Here is a 17,061-nt window from a genome sequence, read left to right on the forward strand (position 1 = left end):
CACGACGGGGCGATGATCGCGACGCTTTTTTGGGGCGGCCTTAATGAGCGCGAGCGCGCGCGTCTCGTCGCACGCGACGCCGCTCCGGCAAGATACCGGCGATGCCCGGCCGCTCCGACTTCCGCCTCTACCATTCCAACGCGCTGGACGTGCTGGGCGAACTGCTCGCCACGCAGCTGCGCGAACCCGTGCCGGGCCGGCCGCTGCTGACGCCCGACGTCCTGCTGATCCCGCAGGTCGCGATGCGCCGCTGGCTGCAGTCCACGCTCGCGCAGCGCCATGGCATCGCCGCGAACCTGCGCTTCCTCACGCCCGGCGAGTTCGTCCGCGAGACGCTCGACGCCAACGTGCCCGGCGCCAGCGAGGACCTCGACGCCGCCGCGCTGCAGTGGCGGATCTATGCACAGCTGGTGGACCCGGCCGCGCTCGCCGGACGGGCCTTCGCACCGCTGCGCGCGTATCTGTCGGGCGACGACGCGCTCAAGCCGTGGGCGCTGGCCGGCGAACTCGCGTCGATCTTCGAGAAGTACCAGGCGTGGCGCCGCGACTGGCTGCTCGCGTGGGAAGCCGGCAGCGATCCGCACGACGCGCAGGCCGAGTTGTGGCGCCGCGTCGCCGGCGGCCGCCGCCATCGCGCGCGTCGCATCGACGATTACCTCTCGCGCTTCGCCGCGCCCGACGCCCCGCTGCCCGCCGGCATGCCCGCGCGGCTGTTCGCCTTCGCCACGCTCAACATCTCGCCCGACGTGCTGCGCGTGATCGCCACGCAGGCGAGGGTGGGGACGCTGCATTTCCACGTCCCCACGCCGTCGCGCCGCTACTGGGGCGACCTGCCGACCTACGCCGAGCGCCTGCAACGCGACCCCGCCGAGCACGAGGACGAAAACCCGCTGCTGTCGAACTGGGGCGCCGCCGGCCGCGACTTCATGGCGGTGCTGGGCGGCTACGAGGTCGTCCACCCGTCGGTGGAGGAGGAGCGTTACGCCGATCCCGAATCGCTGCCGGACGACGCGCCCGATCGCGACACGTTGCTGGGCCGCCTGCAGCGCGACCTGCTGCACCGGCGTGCACCGCGTCCGTGGCGCAAGCAGGTCGATCGCGATGATCCGAGCCTGCAGGTGCACGCCTGCCACACGCGCCTGCGCGAAGTGCAGGTGCTGCACGACCGCCTGCGCGCGCTGCTCGATGACCCGCGCTTCGATCCGCCGCTGCAGGCACGCGAGATCGCCGTGCTCGCGCCGGACATCGATCCCTACCGTCCGCACATCGAAGCCGTCTTCGGCGGGCTCGCCGGCACGCGCGACTACATTCCCTACGCGCTGGCCGACCTGAGTCCGCTCGCCGGCGAGCCCCTGGCCGACGTCTTCCTCCGTCTGCTTGCGTTGCCGGACGCGCGTTTCGGCGTGAGCGAAGTGCTGGACCTCATCGCCACGCCGGCGCTGATGGAAGCGGCGCACCTGGACGCGCCCGGGCTCGAACGCCTGCGCCGCTGGCTGCACGAGGCCGGCGCGCGCTGGGGTCTGGATCCCGACCATCGCGCGCGCCACGACGCGCCCGCCGACGATGCGTACACGTGGCGATTCGCGCTCGACCGCCTGCTGCTCGGGCACGCGACGGACGACGACGCGGACCTTGCCGGCGTCGCGCCGTGGACCGAACTGGAAGGCAGCGCGCTCGACGCGCTCGATGCGCTTATCCGCGTGCTGCGCGTCCTCGCGCGCAACGAGCGCGTGCTCGGCCGGTCGATGACGCCGTCGCAGTGGCGCGACGCGCTGTTCGCGCTGCTCGACGCGTTGCTGCCCGAACAACCGCGCGCGGTCGCCGACCAGCGCGCGATCGAACGCCTGCGCCGCCATGTCGACGCGTTCGCGGGCAGCGCGCGCGATGCCGGCTTCGACGAGGCCGTGCCGCCCGACGTCGCCCGCGCATACTTCCGCACTGCATTGTCGGAATCGGATACGCGCGCGCCGCTGCTCACCGGCGGCGTCAGCTTCGCGCGCATGGTGCCGATGCGCCTGATCCCGTTCCGTGCGATCTGCCTGCTCGGCATGAACGACGGCGATTACCCGCGCCGCGATCCCGCCGGCGGCCTCAACAAGATGGCTCAGGAACTGACCACGCCCGCGCGTCGCTTCGGCGACCGTTCGCTGCGCGAGGACGACCGTTTCCTCTTCCTGCAGCTGTTCGCGTCGGCAGGCGAGGTCTTCTACGTCAGCTGGCTTGGTGCAGACCCGCGCGATGGCAGCGCGCGCGAACCTTCGGTGCTGGTGTCGGAACTGCTGGACGCCGCCGCGCATTACCACGTCGACGAACACGCGCGCGATGCGCTCGTGCTGCACCATCCGCTGCAGCCGTTCTCGCCGCGCGCGTTCGGCGAACGCGACGAGCCGCGCCACTACAGCTACCTCGCGCCGTGGCATCCGGCCGCCGATGCCGTGCGCGGTCCACGTGTCGAAGCCGCGCCGTGGTTCATCGACGCGCTGCCTGCCATCGACGCTCCGGCGGAGCTGCCGCTCACCGCGCTGCGGCGCTTCCTCGCCGATCCCGCGGGGCAGTTCCTGCGCCAGCGCATGGGTCTGCGCCTGCCGGACGAAATCGATGCGTTCGACGATCTCGATCCACTGACCGCGCCCACGCGCGGGCTCGATCGCTGGAAGCTGCAGAACGTCGTGTTCGACGCCTGCGTCGCGGACGAGACGGAGGATCTGGCGGCGCGACTGCGCGCACGAGCGCTGCTGCCGTCCGGGCCGCTCGGCGAGCGCCAGCTCGGCGCGCTGAAGGCCCAGGTGCAGCCGTTCGCCACCGCGCTGCGCGAATGGCGCGAAGGCGAGCCGGAAACGCGTGCGTTCGAACTCGAGATCGACGGCACGCGCCTCTACGGCCATCTCGATCGCCTGTACCCGCACGGCGCGCTGCGCACGCGCCTGGACACGCTGCACGGACCGGCGCAGATCGCGCACGGACTCGACTGGCTCGTGCTGTCGGCGCTCGGCGACACGCGTCCGCTGGCGCAGCTCGCCCAGTTCGACGACGGCCCGGGTGTGCGCGAACGTCCGGCGCTCTCCATCGTGCAGGCGCGCGCCGCGTTGCGCGAACTGCTTGCGCTGTATCGCGAAGGCCTGCGCGAACCGCTGCCGATCCAGGCGCGTTCGGCGTGGCGCTGGTATGCGGCGCCGCGCGCGGACGACGTTGCCGAACTGGCCGCGTGGAAACTCGCGCGCGAACAATGGGCCGGCAGCGAACGCACCTGGGGCGATGCGAACAACGCCGCGGTGCAGCTCGCCTTGCGCGGTCGCGATCCGTTCGCGGGCGAGTTCGACGACCCCGATGGCGTGCGTTTCCGCGAACTCGCGACGCGCCTGTTCGACGCGCTTGTCCACGGCCGCAATGTCGATGCGCGTGCCGGAGCGGCCGCATGAGCGCCGTGCACGACGCCTTCCTCGACCTGCCGCTCGACGGCGTGCGCCTGATCGAAGCGAGCGCCGGCACCGGCAAGACCTTCACGCTGGCGACGCTGGTCACGCGACTGGTGATCGAGCGCGGCCTGCGCGTCGGCCAGATCCTTGCCGTCACCTACACCGAAGCGGCGACGCAGGAACTGCGTGAACGCCTTCGTCTGCGCCTGGAACTGGCCGCGCGCCTCGCGAACGAAGTCGCGCTGATGCCGACCACGCTCGACGACGACAGCGAAGCGGCGGTCACGCGCGCGCTGATCGAACGCCAGGCGCGTCGCGAGGACCCGCTCGCGCTCGCGCGACGACTGCGCCAGGCGGCGCGCGAAATGGACCTCGCGGCGGTCTTCACCATCCACGGCTTCTGCGCGCGAGCGCTTGCCGAGCACGCCGTGGAAGCGGGCCAGCCGCTGCTCGCGCCGGAACTCACCGGCAGCGAGCGCGAGCTGATCGACGCCGTCGCCACCGACCTGTGGCGTTCGCTCGGCAGCGACGCGACCGATGCCGAACTGCTGCAGCAGCAATGGCGCACACCCGATGGCCTCGCCGGCGATCTCTACAAGCTGCTTTACGTGCCGCGCCTGCAGCCTGCGCCGTCACCTTCATCGCCCGATCCGCTGCCGGAACTGATCACCGCCGCCGGCGAGTTGCGTGACGCGTTCGCGACACACGGCGACGACGCATGCGCATCGCTGCATGCCGCGATCGAGAACAAGGTCCTCAACGGCACCAGCTACAAGCCGGCGCTGATCGTCGATTTGCGCAACGCGCTCTCGCAATGGTGCGGGCACGGTGACGCGTCCGCGCCGGTGCACGAGAAGCTGGATCGGCTCACGCCGCGCATGCTGGCCGACAAGACCAACAAGCCGAAGAAGGGCGCGCCGCTGCGGGCGCCATCGTCGCCGCTGTTCGACGCCGTCGCGCATTACATCGATGCGGCGAGCTCGCGCGAGCGCTGGCTCGCCTCGCGCCGCATCGCGCTCGTGCATCGCGTGCGCGAAGCGGCGGCGCAGCGGCTTGCGGCGATCAAGCGCCTGCGCCGCGAGCAGACGTTCGACGACCTGATCGCCAATCTCGCCGATGCGCTCGATGGTCCGCACGGCGAGCGCCTCGTCGAACGCCTGCGTGCGCAGTACGCCTTCGCGTTGGTGGACGAATTCCAGGACACCGACCCGCGCCAGTGGGCGATCTTCGAGCGCATCTTCGGCAGCGGCGACGCGCCGGCGCTGTTCCTCATCGGCGATCCGAAGCAGGCGATCTACCGTTTCCGCGGCGGCGACGTGCACACCTATCTGGCCGCGGCCGAGCGCGCGCAACGCGCGCCCGCGCTCGACCGGAACTTCCGCTCGCGCCCGTCGGTGCTGCACGCCATCGCCGCGCTCTACGAACGCGCGGGCGAGGGCGCGTTCGTGGACGAACGCATTCGTTTCCGTAATGTGGAGCCCGGTGGCGCCGTGGCCGACGACGACTTCCGTCGCGGCGGCGTAGCGGCGCCCGCGCTGGATATCTGCATCCTGCCGCCGCCCGATGATGGCCGCCGCACGCCGAAGTGGTACGTCGGCGAAGCGCGGCAGGTCTGCGCGCTGGCATGCGTGACCGCGATCCACGCGCTGCTGTCGGATGCACGCGAGGGTCGCGCCGTGCTGCGCGAGCGTGGCGCAGAACGCGCCCCGCAGTCGGGCGACATCGCCGTGCTCGTGCGCAACCACTTCGAAGCGACCCTGATGCGCGAAGCGCTCTCGCGCGCCGGTATCGCGGCCGTTGCGGCGGGGCGTCGCAGCCTGTTCTCGACCGAGGAAGCGCGCGATGTCCTCGCGCTGCTGGAGGCGCTGTTGCGTCCCGACGACGACGCGCGCCTGCGTGGCGCGCTCGCGACGATGCTGGTGGGCCTTGATGCCGACACGCTTGCGCGCTTCGACGACGACGCGCAGCTGCATCGCCACTGGCAGCTGCGCGCGCTGGCATGGCGCGATCGCTGGCAGCGTCACGGGCCGCTCGCGATGCTCGGCGACGTCGCGGCCGAACACGCGCCGCGGCTGCTCGCGCAATCCGATGGCGAACGCCGCCTCACGAACACGCTGCAGCTGGCCGAAGTGCTGCAGGAAGCCGACATCCAGGCCATTGGCGAACACGGCCTCGTCGACTGGCTGCGCACGCGCATCGCCGAGGCCGACGACAGTGACGAAACGCAGCAGTTGCGGCTCGAATCTGACGCGCGCTGCGTGCAGATCCTGACGCTGCACAAGAGCAAGGGCCTGGAATATCCGTTCGTGTTCCTGCCGTTTGCTGCCATCGGCCGTGATGCGCGCAACGGCAACCTGTGCGAATTCCACGACGGCAGCGGTCGCGTGCTGCAACTTCGCAGCGACGCGACGCCGGAAGACGCGTCCGCATGGAACGACGCACGCACGCGACAGGAAAGCGAGGAGCGTGGCGAGGACGCGCGCTTGCTGTACGTCGGCCTCACCCGCGCGAAGCACGCGTTGTGGCTGGCGACGGGCCCGTTCGCAAATGCCGAGCTGAGTCCGCTGGAGCCGATGCTGCGTGACGTCGACGCGCTCGCCGTGACGCTCGGCGATGCCGTCGCCGTGCATCGCCCGGCTCTGCCGCTGCGCCTGCCCGATGCGCTTTCGCCCGAACGCCGCGATCCCGTTCCGGCCGCGCGGGAGGCGCGCCGCACCGTATCGCGCGACTGGTGGGTGTACAGCTTCACGCAGCTCGCGAACGAGTCGCCGGGCACGATCGAGGCCGCGCCGCGCGCGGTGGCGGAAGAGGGCGGCGCGCAGGACGAGCCGGCCATCGTCGTCTTCGACGGCGATCCGCGCTTCGGCGGCAGCCGGTTCGGCAACGTGCTGCATTCGGTGCTGGAGCGCGTCGATTTCGGCGCGTGGGCGCACTGGCTCGACGACGGAATGCCGGGCGCCGAACGCCGCCATCTGGTCGACGCGCTGCATGGCGAAGGCTATGCGGATGAAGACATCGACGATGGTGTCGGCGTGCTCGCGCCGCTCGTGGGCCACACGTTGACGGTGGCATTGCCTGAAGGCACGCGCCTGTGCGATGTGCCGCCCGACGCGCGGTTGTCGGAAATGGAATTCCATTTCGCGCTCGAATCCACGCCGGTCGCGCGCCTGCTCGCATTGCTGCATGAGCACGACGTGCTGCGCGAACGCCACGCGTTCGGTAACCGCCAGCGGCTGGAAGGCCTGATGACCGGCAAGATCGACCTCGTGTACGCGCACGGCGATCGCTACTTCGTGCTCGACTACAAATCGAACCGGCTGCCGGCGTACGACCGCGCGTCGTTGTCGGCGGCGATGGACGACAGCGAGTACACGCTGCAGGCGTTGCTGTATTCGCTGGCGCTGCACCGCTGGCTGCGTTTCCGCCTCGGTGAGGCGTACGACTACGACGCGCACTTCGGCGGCATCCGGTATCTGTTCTGCCGCGGCCTCGACGCGGCGCGCGAGGATTCGCCGGGCGTGCATGCATGGCGGCCCTCGCGTGCGCTGATCGACGGGCTCGACGCGTTGTTCCGGCACGCGACGCACCGTGAGGAGGCGATGGCATGAGCCTGCTCGATGCACTGCTGCGCCAAGGCGCGCTGCGACCGGTCGATCATGCGCTGGCGCAGAGCCTGCGACGTCTTGGCCGCGAGGTTGACGACGCCGACGATCGCGTGCTCGTTGCTGCGGCGCTCGCGTCGTCGGCGATCGCACACGGACACGCGGGGCTGGATCTGTCGCGACCGCAGCTGGTCTGCGACGCGGAGGTCGAATGGCCCGACGCGGCGCAATGGCGCGACGCGCTGGAGGCCTCTCGCTGGGTCGCATCGCCTTCGCGCGAGGATGCGAGCCCGCAGGCGCCGCTGGTGCTCGAAGGCGACCTGCTGTACCTGCGCCGCTATCGCGAGTACGAACGTCGCCTTGCATTGCACCTGCGACGCATCGCGGCATCGTCGCCGGATGCTGGCGATCTGTCCGCGTTGGCGCCGTTGTTCGCCGCGTTGTTCCCCAATGCCGGCGCGTCGGACCGCCAGGCGCGTGCCGCCGCGCTCGCACTTCTGCGCTCGTTGCTGCTGGTGACCGGCGGTCCCGGCACCGGCAAAACGACGACGATCACGCGCGTGTTGCTGCTTCTCGTCGCGCAGGCGGCGCTCGATGGCCGGCCGGCACCGCGCATCGCGCTCGCCGCGCCGACCGGTCGCGCCGCCGAGCGCATGGCCGAAAGCCTGCGCGCGGCGATCGCCTCGTTGCGCGACGTGGCGGGCATTGACGCGGCATGGTGCGACGCGCTGCCGTCGTCGGCGAGCACGCTGCATCGCCTGCTCGGCACGATTCCCGACAGCCCGCGATTCCGCCACGATGCCGATCATCCGCTGCCTTACGACGCGATCGTGGTCGACGAAGCATCGATGGTCGATCTTCCGTTGATGTGCAAGCTGGTCGAAGCCGTGCCCGATGGCGCGCGGCTGATCCTGCTCGGCGATCGTGACCAGCTGCCGTCGGTGGAAGCCGGCGACGTGCTCGCCGCGATCACCGACGCGGCGGGCGAAGGCGACGCGTTGCCCCCCGATCTCGCGCGCGCGCTGAAGCCGCTGCTCGGCGCATTGCCCGAGCGCGATGATGTCAGCGTGCTCGCCGGCCATCGCGTGCAACTGCAGCGTGGTTATCGGCAGGCGCAATCGCTGGAGCTCGCGCCGCTGGCCGATGCGCTGCGCACGGGCGACGCCGATCGCGCGACGACACTGCTGCGCGATGGCCTCGCGGGTGTGCATTTCCATGAGGACGTGTCGGATCCGCTGTCCGGTGCATCACGCGAACCACTGCTCGCGTCGTGGCGCGCGTCGATGTCGCTGCAGGATCCGGCCGACGCCTTGCGACAGGCGCAGACGGTGCGCCTGCTCACCGCGCTGCGCGAAGGCGCGCAGGGCGCGGCGGCGCTGAACCAGCGCATCGAGGATGCGCTTGCCGGCGTGCAGCGCGATCCATACTTCCATGGTCGATTGTTGCTGATCACCGAGAACAGCTATCGACACGGCCTGTTCAACGGCGACATCGGCGTGGTGCAGCGCGATGCTGCGGGCGTTCCGGTGGCGTGGTTCGCCGGCTCCGATGGCGTGCGCGGCTTTCATCCGGCCTCGCTGCCAGCGCATACCGGTGCGTTCGCGATGACCGTGCACAAGGCGCAGGGATCGGAGTTCGATACCGTCTGGTTGCTGCTGCCGAAGCAGGACGCCCGCACGCTGTCGCGCGAGCTGCTCTATACGGGCGTCACGCGCGCGCGTCGCGAATTGCATGTCTGCGCGAGCGAAGCGGTGCTGCATGCCGCGCTGGCGCGTCATGCGCAGCGCGTGTCGGGGCTGGCGAGTCGCTTGCGGGATTGAGGGCTACAGGCGCGGGCGATCAATCCGCGCTGGCCAGCGTCGCGCCGGCGCTCAGCGCATCGGGGCCGACGCCGTCGCCGTGCATGACCAGATAGCCGCGCGTGGTTTTCGTCTGCGGGTTGAGCGGCGCGCGCATCGCGTTCCACATGGTTTCGGTTTCGATCCACGTCGGCGGATACTTGTGCGCGGCGACGTCGAGCACCAGCACGCGGTCGCTTTGCTCGTCGTACGCGGCGATCGGCGAAATGTGCCCCATCGGCGCCTGGCCGACTTCGCTGCGCTGGTAGTTCACCAGCAGGAAGTCGCCCTCGTTGGCGAGGTTCGCGCGCACGGCGTCGCGGAACTCGTCGATGCTGGACGCCGACGCGTAGACAGCGGTCACCCGTGCGCCGTGTGCGCGCAGGAGTGCGGCGAAATCGCCGAGCGACATCCCGATCACGCTCACCTTCAACGGATGCATGCGCACCGCCGCGTGTTCGAACAGGCGCGACTGATCCAGCGGTGTCGGCGTGGTGCGCGCGGCGTTGAGCGTGGTCAACGCGCTGGCGACGCCGCAGAACGCGCGACGCGTCTGCGGGACGAAGTGCGTCATCAGCGCATCGAAATCCGCCGTCGCTTCGGCACGCGCGAGCAGCTTCTGGCCCGCGGCCGAATCCAGCGCGATGAGGTGCGCGGGCATCGGCTGGAGTTCCACCGAGGGCGTGCGCAGGTATTTGTTCCAGGCGGCGCCACCGCCGATCGCCAGGGCGAGTGCGGCAGTAGCAGCCACTGCAGCAAGGATGCGATTCATGGCGACCCGTTCGTTGGCTTGCGCGGGTTCCCCGCGTGCGATTGCGCGCCAACTCCCTGGCCTGTGAAGCAGAGCGCTGCGGCTATGAAATCGCGGTGAAATCACTGAACGGATCGCATCGCATGTGTCGCAAAAAAGTGAAGCGGCGCGCTTGCGCACGCCGCTTCGTTCCTTCCCATCGTTCCCGATAAACAGGCGAAGTCAGATCGCCGGTTCCTCGCCTTCGTGCGCGGCCGCTGCCACGGGTTCTTCCACCTTCGCCTTGCGCTTGGCCTTGGCTTCCGGCTGCTTGGCGACCTTCGCCAGCTCGGCGCTGATCGCATCGGCGGCGGCCTGCTCGGCGGCCTTGTAGCGCGCGCGCACGTTCGGGCAGAGCACCTGCATGTAGTCGGCGTCGAAGTTCAGGCGTTCGACGAGGAAGTCGACGAATGCGCGCACCTTCGGCGACTGCACGCGGCCACGCGGGAACACCGCGTTGAACTCGTAATCCAGGCCCGTCCAGCCGGCGAGCACGCGCTGCACGTAACCCTGTTCGGCGTACGCCTTCACGGTGACGTCGGCGGCGAGCATCAGCCCTTCGCCGCACAGCAGCGCGCCGCACAGCGGGCCGGGATCGTTTGCGACGAGCACCGGATCGACGCGGAAGTCGACCGTGCGCGTGCCATCGTTGAGCGACCACGAGTACTGCCCGTTGCGGCGATGCTTCGGCATCGCGACGGTGCGGTGATGCACCAGGTCGTCCGGATGCAGCGGTTCGCCGTGGCGCGCGATGTAGCCGGGGCTCGCGTAGACCTGCGTGCGGAAGGTGGCGAGCTTGCGCGCGATGAGGTTGGAATCGGGCAGGCTGCCCACGCGCAGTGCGACGTCGATTTCCTGGTCGATGATGTCCAGCGGTTCGTTGGTCAGCACCATTTCCACGCGCACTTCGGGATGGCGCGCGTGGAACTCGCCCAACAGCGGCGCGATCCACGTGATGCCCACCGAGTACGGCGCGGTGAAGCGCAGCCAGCCGCGCGGGCCGCCCTGCAACTGGCCGACGGCGCTTTCGGCTTCGTCCAGTTCGCGCGAGATGCGCTGGCAATGTTCGAAGTAGATGTTGCCGGCCTCGGTGAGGCCGAGCTTGCGCGTCGTGCGATGCAGCAGCTGCGCGCCGAGGCGGGTTTCGAGTTCCTGCACCTTGCGGCTGACCGTGGTCTTGGGCAGCTGCAGTGCGCGGGCGGCGGAGATGAAACTTCCGTGCTCGACCACCTTGACGAAGATCAGGGTGTCGTTGAGATCGCGGGCCATGTGGGGGGGTTCCTTGGACGCGGCGGGGAAGGGCGGACAGGCCGGGCAGGGCGCCCGACCGCATTTGGACCGATGACGGGACAATTATTCCCTCCAAATCGGACTAATCAAGTGCCGATTGCAGGCCTAACCTTTGCGGCAACTTCCCCCGGTCCCGCCGCCATGTTGACCCCCCGCCAAGCCCGTTACGCCTTCCTGCCGGTGATGCTGGTCGCCATGACGGCGCTGGTCGGCGTCGCGCTGGTCGTGCTCCAGCAAGGTCTGGCAGCGGGTCCGGACGAGTTCTGGATGCTCGCCTGGGTGCTGGCCTTCGTGCTGGCCCTGCCGGGCGCGATGCTGCTCCTCCCGGTGGTCGGTGCGGTCCTGCGTGCGGCCACCCGGCCCGAGACCATCCCGCTGGCGGGAGTAAACATCCCGAATCCGGGACAGTGGGGCCGTCGGTGAACGCCACTGCTCCCAAGGCATCGGCCCAGAACGCCGGCCAGAACCGCCGCATCGCCCGCGCCGCCGTCGTCGTGCTGGGCGCGACCGGCGGCGTCGGCCGGGGCGTGGTGAAGGCCGCGCTGGCCAGCGGCCGGCCGGTGATCGCGGTCGCCCGCGACAAGTCCGGCCTCCAGTGCCTGCGCGGCTCGTTCCCCGATGCCGACCTGACCATCGTCCCCGGTTCGGTCAGCAACGACGGCGACGGCGAACGCCTCGCGCGCACCCTGAGCAAGCTCGGCCGGCCGATCGACGGCGTGGTCGCCGCGGTCTGTGGCAGCGCCGCGCGCGGTCGCCTGCTCGATCATCCCGCCGCGTTCCTGCGCCAGACGCTCGACGAGGACCTGCTTCCGCACCTGGCCGCCGCCCGCCACCTGCTGCCGTTGCTCGCGCAGGGCGGACGTACCGGTACGTATGTATTGATCGGCGGTCCCGGTGCCGACCGCCCGTGGGCCGGTTATGGCCACCGATCGATCGCGACCGCGGCGCTGCGCATGCTCGCGCGCGTGCTGCACGAGGAAGCGCGCACGATCGGCGTCCGCGTGCAGCTGCTCGCGATCGACAGCCCCGTGTGCACGGAGCTCAACCGCGCGAACGCGTGCGAGCAGTGGCCGAGCGCGCTGTCCGTCGGCCAGCGCGCGCTGGCGCTAATCAACGCGCTGACCGAAGCCGGCGACGGCCTGCAGCCGGCCGAAGCCGTCGTCCCGTATTCCAAAGTGGGCTTCTGGCCCTCTTCGGCCGACGACACCGCCGATGACGACTTCGGTGTCACGACGGATGTCGATTCGCCGTCCCCTGCTTCGACGAATCAACAGGAACCCGGAAACGGCGACGCGATCGCGTCGTCGCCCGCGTGCGGCGCCGCGAAGTCGCAGGCCATGCACGACGCGCCCGCTGTCGGACTACTGCCATCACGGTGTCTACAGGACGCGCGCACGCTGCTCCGGAACCTGATCGCCCCGAATCACAACGCAACGCATAACAACAACAACCAGGAAGACTCGCCATGACCCCACGCAAAGCACTCGCCCGGTCCGGAACCGGGATACCCACCGTCGCTCTGGTCACCAGCCTGCTCGTCGCCGCGATCGCGACGGCGTGCAGCAGCCAGGCCGAACCGGGCGCGGGCATGCCGCCGCCGCCGGAAGTCAGCGTCGCGCAGGTGCTCAACAAGGACGTCAGCCGCTGGGATGAATTCACCGGCCGCGTCACCGCCATCGAAACCGTCGAACTGCGCCCGCGCGTGTCCGGCTACGTGCAGCAGGTCGCCTACGAGGAAGGCCAGGAAGTGAAGAAGGGCGACCTGCTCTTCGTCGTCGACCCGCGCCCGTACAAGGCGCGCCTGGCGCAGGCCGAAGCCGACCTGGAACGTGCCCGCGCCGAAGCCCGCCTCGCGCAGATGCAGGACAAGCGCGCGCAGACGCTGGTGGAAGCCAAGGCGATCTCGCGCGAGGAGTTCGAGACGCGCCGCGCCGCCAGCACGCAGGGCGATGCCGCCGTGCGCGCCGCCGAAGCCGCGGTCGAGAACGCCCGCCTGGACCTGCAGTTCACCTCCGTGCGCTCGCCGATCAACGGCCGCGCCGGTCGCGCGATGGTCACCGAGGGCAACCTCGCCAACGCCGACACCACGCTGCTGACCACCGTCGTCTCGCAGGATCCGGTGTTCGTGTACTTCGAATCCGACGAGCAGAGCTTCCTGCGTTACCAGGAACTGGCTCGCAAGGGCGAGCGCGCCGAGACGAAGAACCCGGTGCGCGTTGGCCTGGCGAGCGAGCAGGGTTATCCGCACGAAGGCACGGTGGATTTCGTCGACAACCAGGTCGATCCGAGCACCGGCACCATCCGCGCGCGCGCCGTGCTGAAGAACCCGGACCGCATCTTCACCCCGGGCCTGTACGCACGCGTGCAGTTGCAGGGCAGCGGCCAGTTCAAGGCGATGCTCATCGACGACAAGGCCGTGCTCACCGACCAGGACCGCAAGTACGTCTACGTGCTGGGCGAGAAGAACGCCGCCACGCGCAAGGACGTGAAGCTCGGCCCGGTGATCGACGGGCTGCGCGTGGTGACCTCGGGCCTGGCGCCGTCGGACAAGGTGATCGTGCACGGCGTGCAGAAGGTGTTCTTCCCGGGAATGCCGGTGCAGCCGAAGGTCATCGCGATGGGCGCCCCGGCGCCGCAGCCGCAGGTGGCGATGAAGTAAGGCATGACCGACCCCTCCCCCTGCTTGCAGGGGGAGGTTGGGAGGGGGTCGAGGCGCGCCAGCGCCGAGCTCGCCGCGATGCGGCTTCGCGACCCCTCCCCAACCCTCCCCTGCACGCAGGGGAGGGGGACAAAAACAACGAAACAGGCGATGCGCGAAAACCGCATCGCCCAGGACCGTTGCGGCTCCATGCCGCACAAGGAACCTTTCCATGGACTTTTCAAAGTTCTTCATCGACAGGCCGATCTTCGCCGCCGTGCTGTCGATCGTGATCTTCGCCGCCGGCCTGATCTCGATCCCGCTGCTGCCGATCGGCGAATACCCCGAGGTCGTGCCGCCTTCGGTGGTGGTGCGCACCGTGTACCCGGGCGCCAACCCGAAGGTCATCGCCGAAACCGTCGCCACGCCGCTGGAGGAATCCATCCGCGGCGTCGAAGGCCTGATGTACGTCAAGTCGGTCGCCAGTTCCGACGGCGTGCTGCAGATCACCGTGACCTTCCGTCCCGAAGTGAACGCCGACGAGGCCACCGTGCGCGTGCAGAACCGCGTCAGCCAGGCGCTGGCGCGACTGCCCGAGGACGTGCGGCGCCAGGGCGTGACCACGCAGAAGCAGTCGCCGGTCTTCCTGATGGTCGTGCACCTGACCTCGCCGAATGGCAAGTACGACACGCTGTACCTGCGCAACTATCTCCGCCTGCACATCAAGGACCAGCTCGCGAGCATTCCCGGCGTGGGCGAAGCGCAGCCCTTCGGCGGCGGCGACTACGCGATGCGCCTGTGGCTGGATCCGGACAAGGTCGCCTCGCGCGGCATGACCGCCAGCGACGTCCTGCGCGCCGTGCGCGAGCAGAACATCCAGGTCTCCGCCGGCCAGCTGGGCGCCGAACCGATGCCCAACGGCTCGCAGTTCCTGACGCCGATCAACGCGCGCGGTCGCCTCGAGACGCCGGAAGAGTTCGGCAACATCGTGCTCAAGGGCGGTGACGGCGGCGAAGTGGTTCGCCTGTCCGACGTCGCGCGCATCGAGCTCGCCGCCGGCGACTACACCATGCGTGCACGCCTTGACGGCCAGAACGCCGCGGCGATCGGCATCTTCCAGGCGCCGGGCGCCAACGCGCTGCAGATCCGCGACGAAGTGATCCGCCGCATGGACGAGGCGGCCAAGCGCTTCCCGCCGGGCGTGGAATACAAGTCGATCTACGACACCACGATCTTCGTGCGCGACTCGATCAAGTCGGTCGTCACCACGCTGCTGGAAGCCACGCTGCTCGTGGTGCTGGTGGTGATCCTGTTCCTGCAGACCTGGCGCGCGTCGATCATCCCGCTGATCGCGGTGCCGGTGTCGGTGGTGGGCACGTTCGCCGCGCTCTACCTGCTCGGGTTCTCGATCAACACGCTGACATTGTTCGGGCTGGTGCTCGCCATCGGCATCGTGGTCGACGACGCCATCGTCGTGGTGGAGAACGTCGAACGCCACATCGAGGACGGCCACACGCCGCTGGAAGCGGCGCACATGGCGATGCGCGAAGTGTCCGGGCCGATCATCGCGATCGCACTGGTGCTGTGCGCGGTGTTCGTGCCGATGGCGTTCCTGTCGGGCGTGACGGGCCAGTTCTACAAGCAGTTCGCGGTGACCATCGCCATCTCGACGGTGATCTCGGCGATCAACTCGCTGACGCTGTCGCCGGCGCTGGCCGCGCGCCTGCTCAAGCCGCACGGCGCGCCGAAGGACCTGCTGAGCCGTGGCATCGAACGCGGCTTCGGCTGGATCTTCCGTCCGTTCAACCGCTTCTTCGGCACCGCCGCCGAGCGTTACCAGAACGGCGTGGCGAAGGTGCTCGGCCGTCGCGGCGCGGTGTTCGTCGTGTACGCCGGCCTGCTGCTCGCCACCGGCCTGATGTTCCAGCTGGTGCCGCGCGGCTTCGTGCCGGTGCAGGACAAGAGCTACCTCATCGCCGGCATCAAGATGCCGGAAGGTTCCTCGATCGAGCGCACGGACGCGGCGCTGAAGAAGATCGGCGAGATCGCGATGAGCATCGACGGCGTGCAGAACGACGTCGCGTTCCCGGGCCTGAACCCGCTGCAGTTCAGCAATACGCCGAACTACGGCGTGACCTTCATCAACCTCAAGCCCTTCGGCCAGCGCACGCGCAGCGCCGAGGAGATCAACGCCGAGCTGAGCCAGAAGATCTCCGCGATCCAGGAAGGTTTCGCCTTCTCGCTGCAGCCGCCGCCGATCCAGGGCCTGGGCAACGGTTCGGGTTACTCGCTCTACATCGAGGACCGCGGCAACCTGGGCTACGGCGCGCTGCAGAGCGCGGTGCAGGCCTTCCAGGGCGCCGGTTCGCAGACGCCGGGTCTGGGCTTCCCGAACTCGAGCTACCAGGCCAACGTGCCGCAGCTCGACGCCGAGGTCGACCGCGTGAAGGCCAAGGCGCAGGGCGTGCCGCTGACGGAGCTGTTCGACACGCTGCAGACCTACCTGGGTTCGGCGTACGTCAACGACTTCAACATGTTCGGCCGCACCTGGCAGGTCGTGGCGCAGGCCGACGGCCCGTTCCGCGACAGCGTCGAGGACATCGCCAACCTGCGCACGCGCAACGATCGCGGCGAGATGGTGCCGATCGGCTCGATGGTGAAGGTCACCGAAACCTTCGGCCCCGATCCGGTGATCCGCTACAACGGCTATCCGGCGGCGGACATCCTCGGCGAGGCCGACGTGAACCAGCTCTCGTCCGCGCAGGCGATGGCGAAGCTGGAGGAGCTCGCGCAGAAGGTGCTGCCCAACGGCATGGACATCGAGTGGACGGACCTGAGCTACCAGCAGGCCACGCAGGGCAAGGCCGCGCTGATCGTCTTCCCGCTCGCCGTGCTGCTCGCCTTCCTCGTGCTGGCCGCGCTGTACGAAAGCTGGACGCTGCCGCTGGCGGTGATCCTGATCGTGCCGATGTGCATGCTCTCGGCGCTGCTGGGCGTGTACCTGACCGGCGACAACAACGTCTTCGTGCAGGTGGGCCTGGTGGTGCTGATGGGCCTGGCGTGCAAGAACGCGATCCTGATCGTCGAGTTCGCCCGCGAGCTGGAAATGCAGGGCAAGGGCATCGTCGAAGCCGCGCTGGAAGCCTGCCGCCTGCGTCTGCGTCCGATCGTGATGACGTCCATCGCGTTCATCGCCGGCACGGTGCCGCTGGTGCTCTCGCACGGCGCCGGCGCCGAAGTCCGCCAGGCCACGGGCATCACCGTGTTCTCCGGAATGATCGGCGTGACGCTGTTCGGCCTGTTCCTGACGCCGGTGTTCTACGTCGCGCTGCGCAAGCTGGCGAACAAGCCGCTGGTGAGCCACGGCACGTCGACGGTCGCCACGCACGCTCCGGTGCAGACGCACGCCTGATCCAGACCCGCGCCGGCACGGCACGCACCGTGCCGGCGCACGAATCCGAAAACTCCGCGCATCCCGCGCGACCCC

At 69.5% G+C, this 17,061-nt stretch carries 9 protein-coding genes; 7 read left to right on the forward strand and 2 right to left on the reverse strand.

Translation table 11 applies throughout. The annotated features are described in order from the left end of the window. The first annotated feature begins 101 nt into the window (after positions 1-101). The 3 genes from recC to recD are packed head-to-tail and all read left to right on the forward strand — an operon-like array spanning position 102 to position 8,838. Positions 102-3,419: an exodeoxyribonuclease V subunit gamma gene (gene recC / locus GOY17_RS00270; protein ID WP_157028824.1), complete on the forward strand. Its 3,318-nt coding sequence runs from the start codon at positions 102-104 to the stop codon at positions 3,417-3,419. After that, positions 3,416-7,024, forward strand: coding sequence for an exodeoxyribonuclease V subunit beta (recB, locus tag GOY17_RS00275; RefSeq protein WP_157028825.1), 3,609 nt, complete (start codon positions 3,416-3,418; stop codon positions 7,022-7,024). Before recC ends, recB begins: the two co-directional genes overlap by 4 nt. Continuing rightward, positions 7,021-8,838, forward strand: coding sequence for an exodeoxyribonuclease V subunit alpha (recD, locus tag GOY17_RS00280; protein WP_157028826.1), 1,818 nt, complete (start codon positions 7,021-7,023; stop codon positions 8,836-8,838). Before recB ends, recD begins: the two co-directional genes overlap by 4 nt. A gap of 19 nt (positions 8,839-8,857) precedes the next feature. Here recD and GOY17_RS00285 read toward each other — a convergent pair whose 3' ends face one another. Together GOY17_RS00285 and GOY17_RS00290 are read right to left on the reverse strand one after the other, a co-directional pair. Further along, the gene (locus GOY17_RS00285; protein WP_157028827.1) at positions 8,858-9,628 is read right to left on the reverse strand and encodes a phytochelatin synthase family protein; all 771 of its coding nucleotides are present in this window, start codon (positions 9,626-9,628) and stop codon (positions 8,858-8,860) included. Between the two features lie 201 nt (positions 9,629-9,829). After that, positions 9,830-10,915, reverse strand: coding sequence for a LysR family transcriptional regulator (locus GOY17_RS00290; RefSeq protein WP_115843086.1), 1,086 nt, complete (start codon positions 10,913-10,915; stop codon positions 9,830-9,832). A gap of 162 nt (positions 10,916-11,077) precedes the next feature. On the opposite strand from GOY17_RS00290, the gene GOY17_RS18675 reads away from it, so the two are divergent. From GOY17_RS18675 to GOY17_RS00305, 4 genes are all read left to right on the forward strand, one after another. After that, positions 11,078-11,359, forward strand: coding sequence for a DUF2798 domain-containing protein (locus GOY17_RS18675; protein WP_198173754.1), 282 nt, complete (start codon positions 11,078-11,080; stop codon positions 11,357-11,359). After that, the gene (locus GOY17_RS00295) at positions 11,356-12,405 is read left to right on the forward strand and encodes an SDR family NAD(P)-dependent oxidoreductase (protein WP_198173755.1); all 1,050 of its coding nucleotides are present in this window, start codon (positions 11,356-11,358) and stop codon (positions 12,403-12,405) included. The genes GOY17_RS18675 and GOY17_RS00295 overlap by 4 nt, the downstream gene beginning before the upstream one ends. Continuing rightward, the gene (locus GOY17_RS00300; protein ID WP_157028829.1) at positions 12,402-13,595 is read left to right on the forward strand and encodes an efflux RND transporter periplasmic adaptor subunit; all 1,194 of its coding nucleotides are present in this window, start codon (positions 12,402-12,404) and stop codon (positions 13,593-13,595) included. The genes GOY17_RS00295 and GOY17_RS00300 overlap by 4 nt, the downstream gene beginning before the upstream one ends. Positions 13,596-13,806: 211 nt before the next feature. Next, positions 13,807-16,986, forward strand: a complete 3,180-nt coding sequence (locus GOY17_RS00305) for an efflux RND transporter permease subunit (RefSeq protein WP_115843077.1) — start codon at positions 13,807-13,809, stop codon at positions 16,984-16,986. Positions 16,987-17,061 lie beyond the last annotated feature (75 nt).

This window comes from Lysobacter soli (assembly GCF_009755585.1).
Classification (GTDB): Bacteria; Pseudomonadota; Gammaproteobacteria; order Xanthomonadales; family Xanthomonadaceae; genus Lysobacter_J; species Lysobacter_J soli.

Coding starts and splice junctions, on each gene's coding strand:
- GOY17_RS18675 (WP_198173754.1), top strand. CDS start 11,078: ATGTTGACCCCCCGCCAAGCCCGTTACGCCTTCCTGCCGGTGATGCTG.
- GOY17_RS00305 (WP_115843077.1), top strand. CDS start 13,807: ATGGACTTTTCAAAGTTCTTCATCGACAGGCCGATCTTCGCCGCCGTG.
- recC (WP_157028824.1), top strand. CDS start 102: ATGCCCGGCCGCTCCGACTTCCGCCTCTACCATTCCAACGCGCTGGAC.
- recB (WP_157028825.1), top strand. CDS start 3,416: ATGAGCGCCGTGCACGACGCCTTCCTCGACCTGCCGCTCGACGGCGTG.
- recD (WP_157028826.1), top strand. CDS start 7,021: ATGAGCCTGCTCGATGCACTGCTGCGCCAAGGCGCGCTGCGACCGGTC.
- GOY17_RS00300 (WP_157028829.1), top strand. CDS start 12,402: ATGACCCCACGCAAAGCACTCGCCCGGTCCGGAACCGGGATACCCACC.
- GOY17_RS00285 (WP_157028827.1), bottom strand. CDS start 9,628: ATGAATCGCATCCTTGCTGCAGTGGCTGCTACTGCCGCACTCGCCCTG.
- GOY17_RS00290 (WP_115843086.1), bottom strand. CDS start 10,915: ATGGCCCGCGATCTCAACGACACCCTGATCTTCGTCAAGGTGGTCGAG.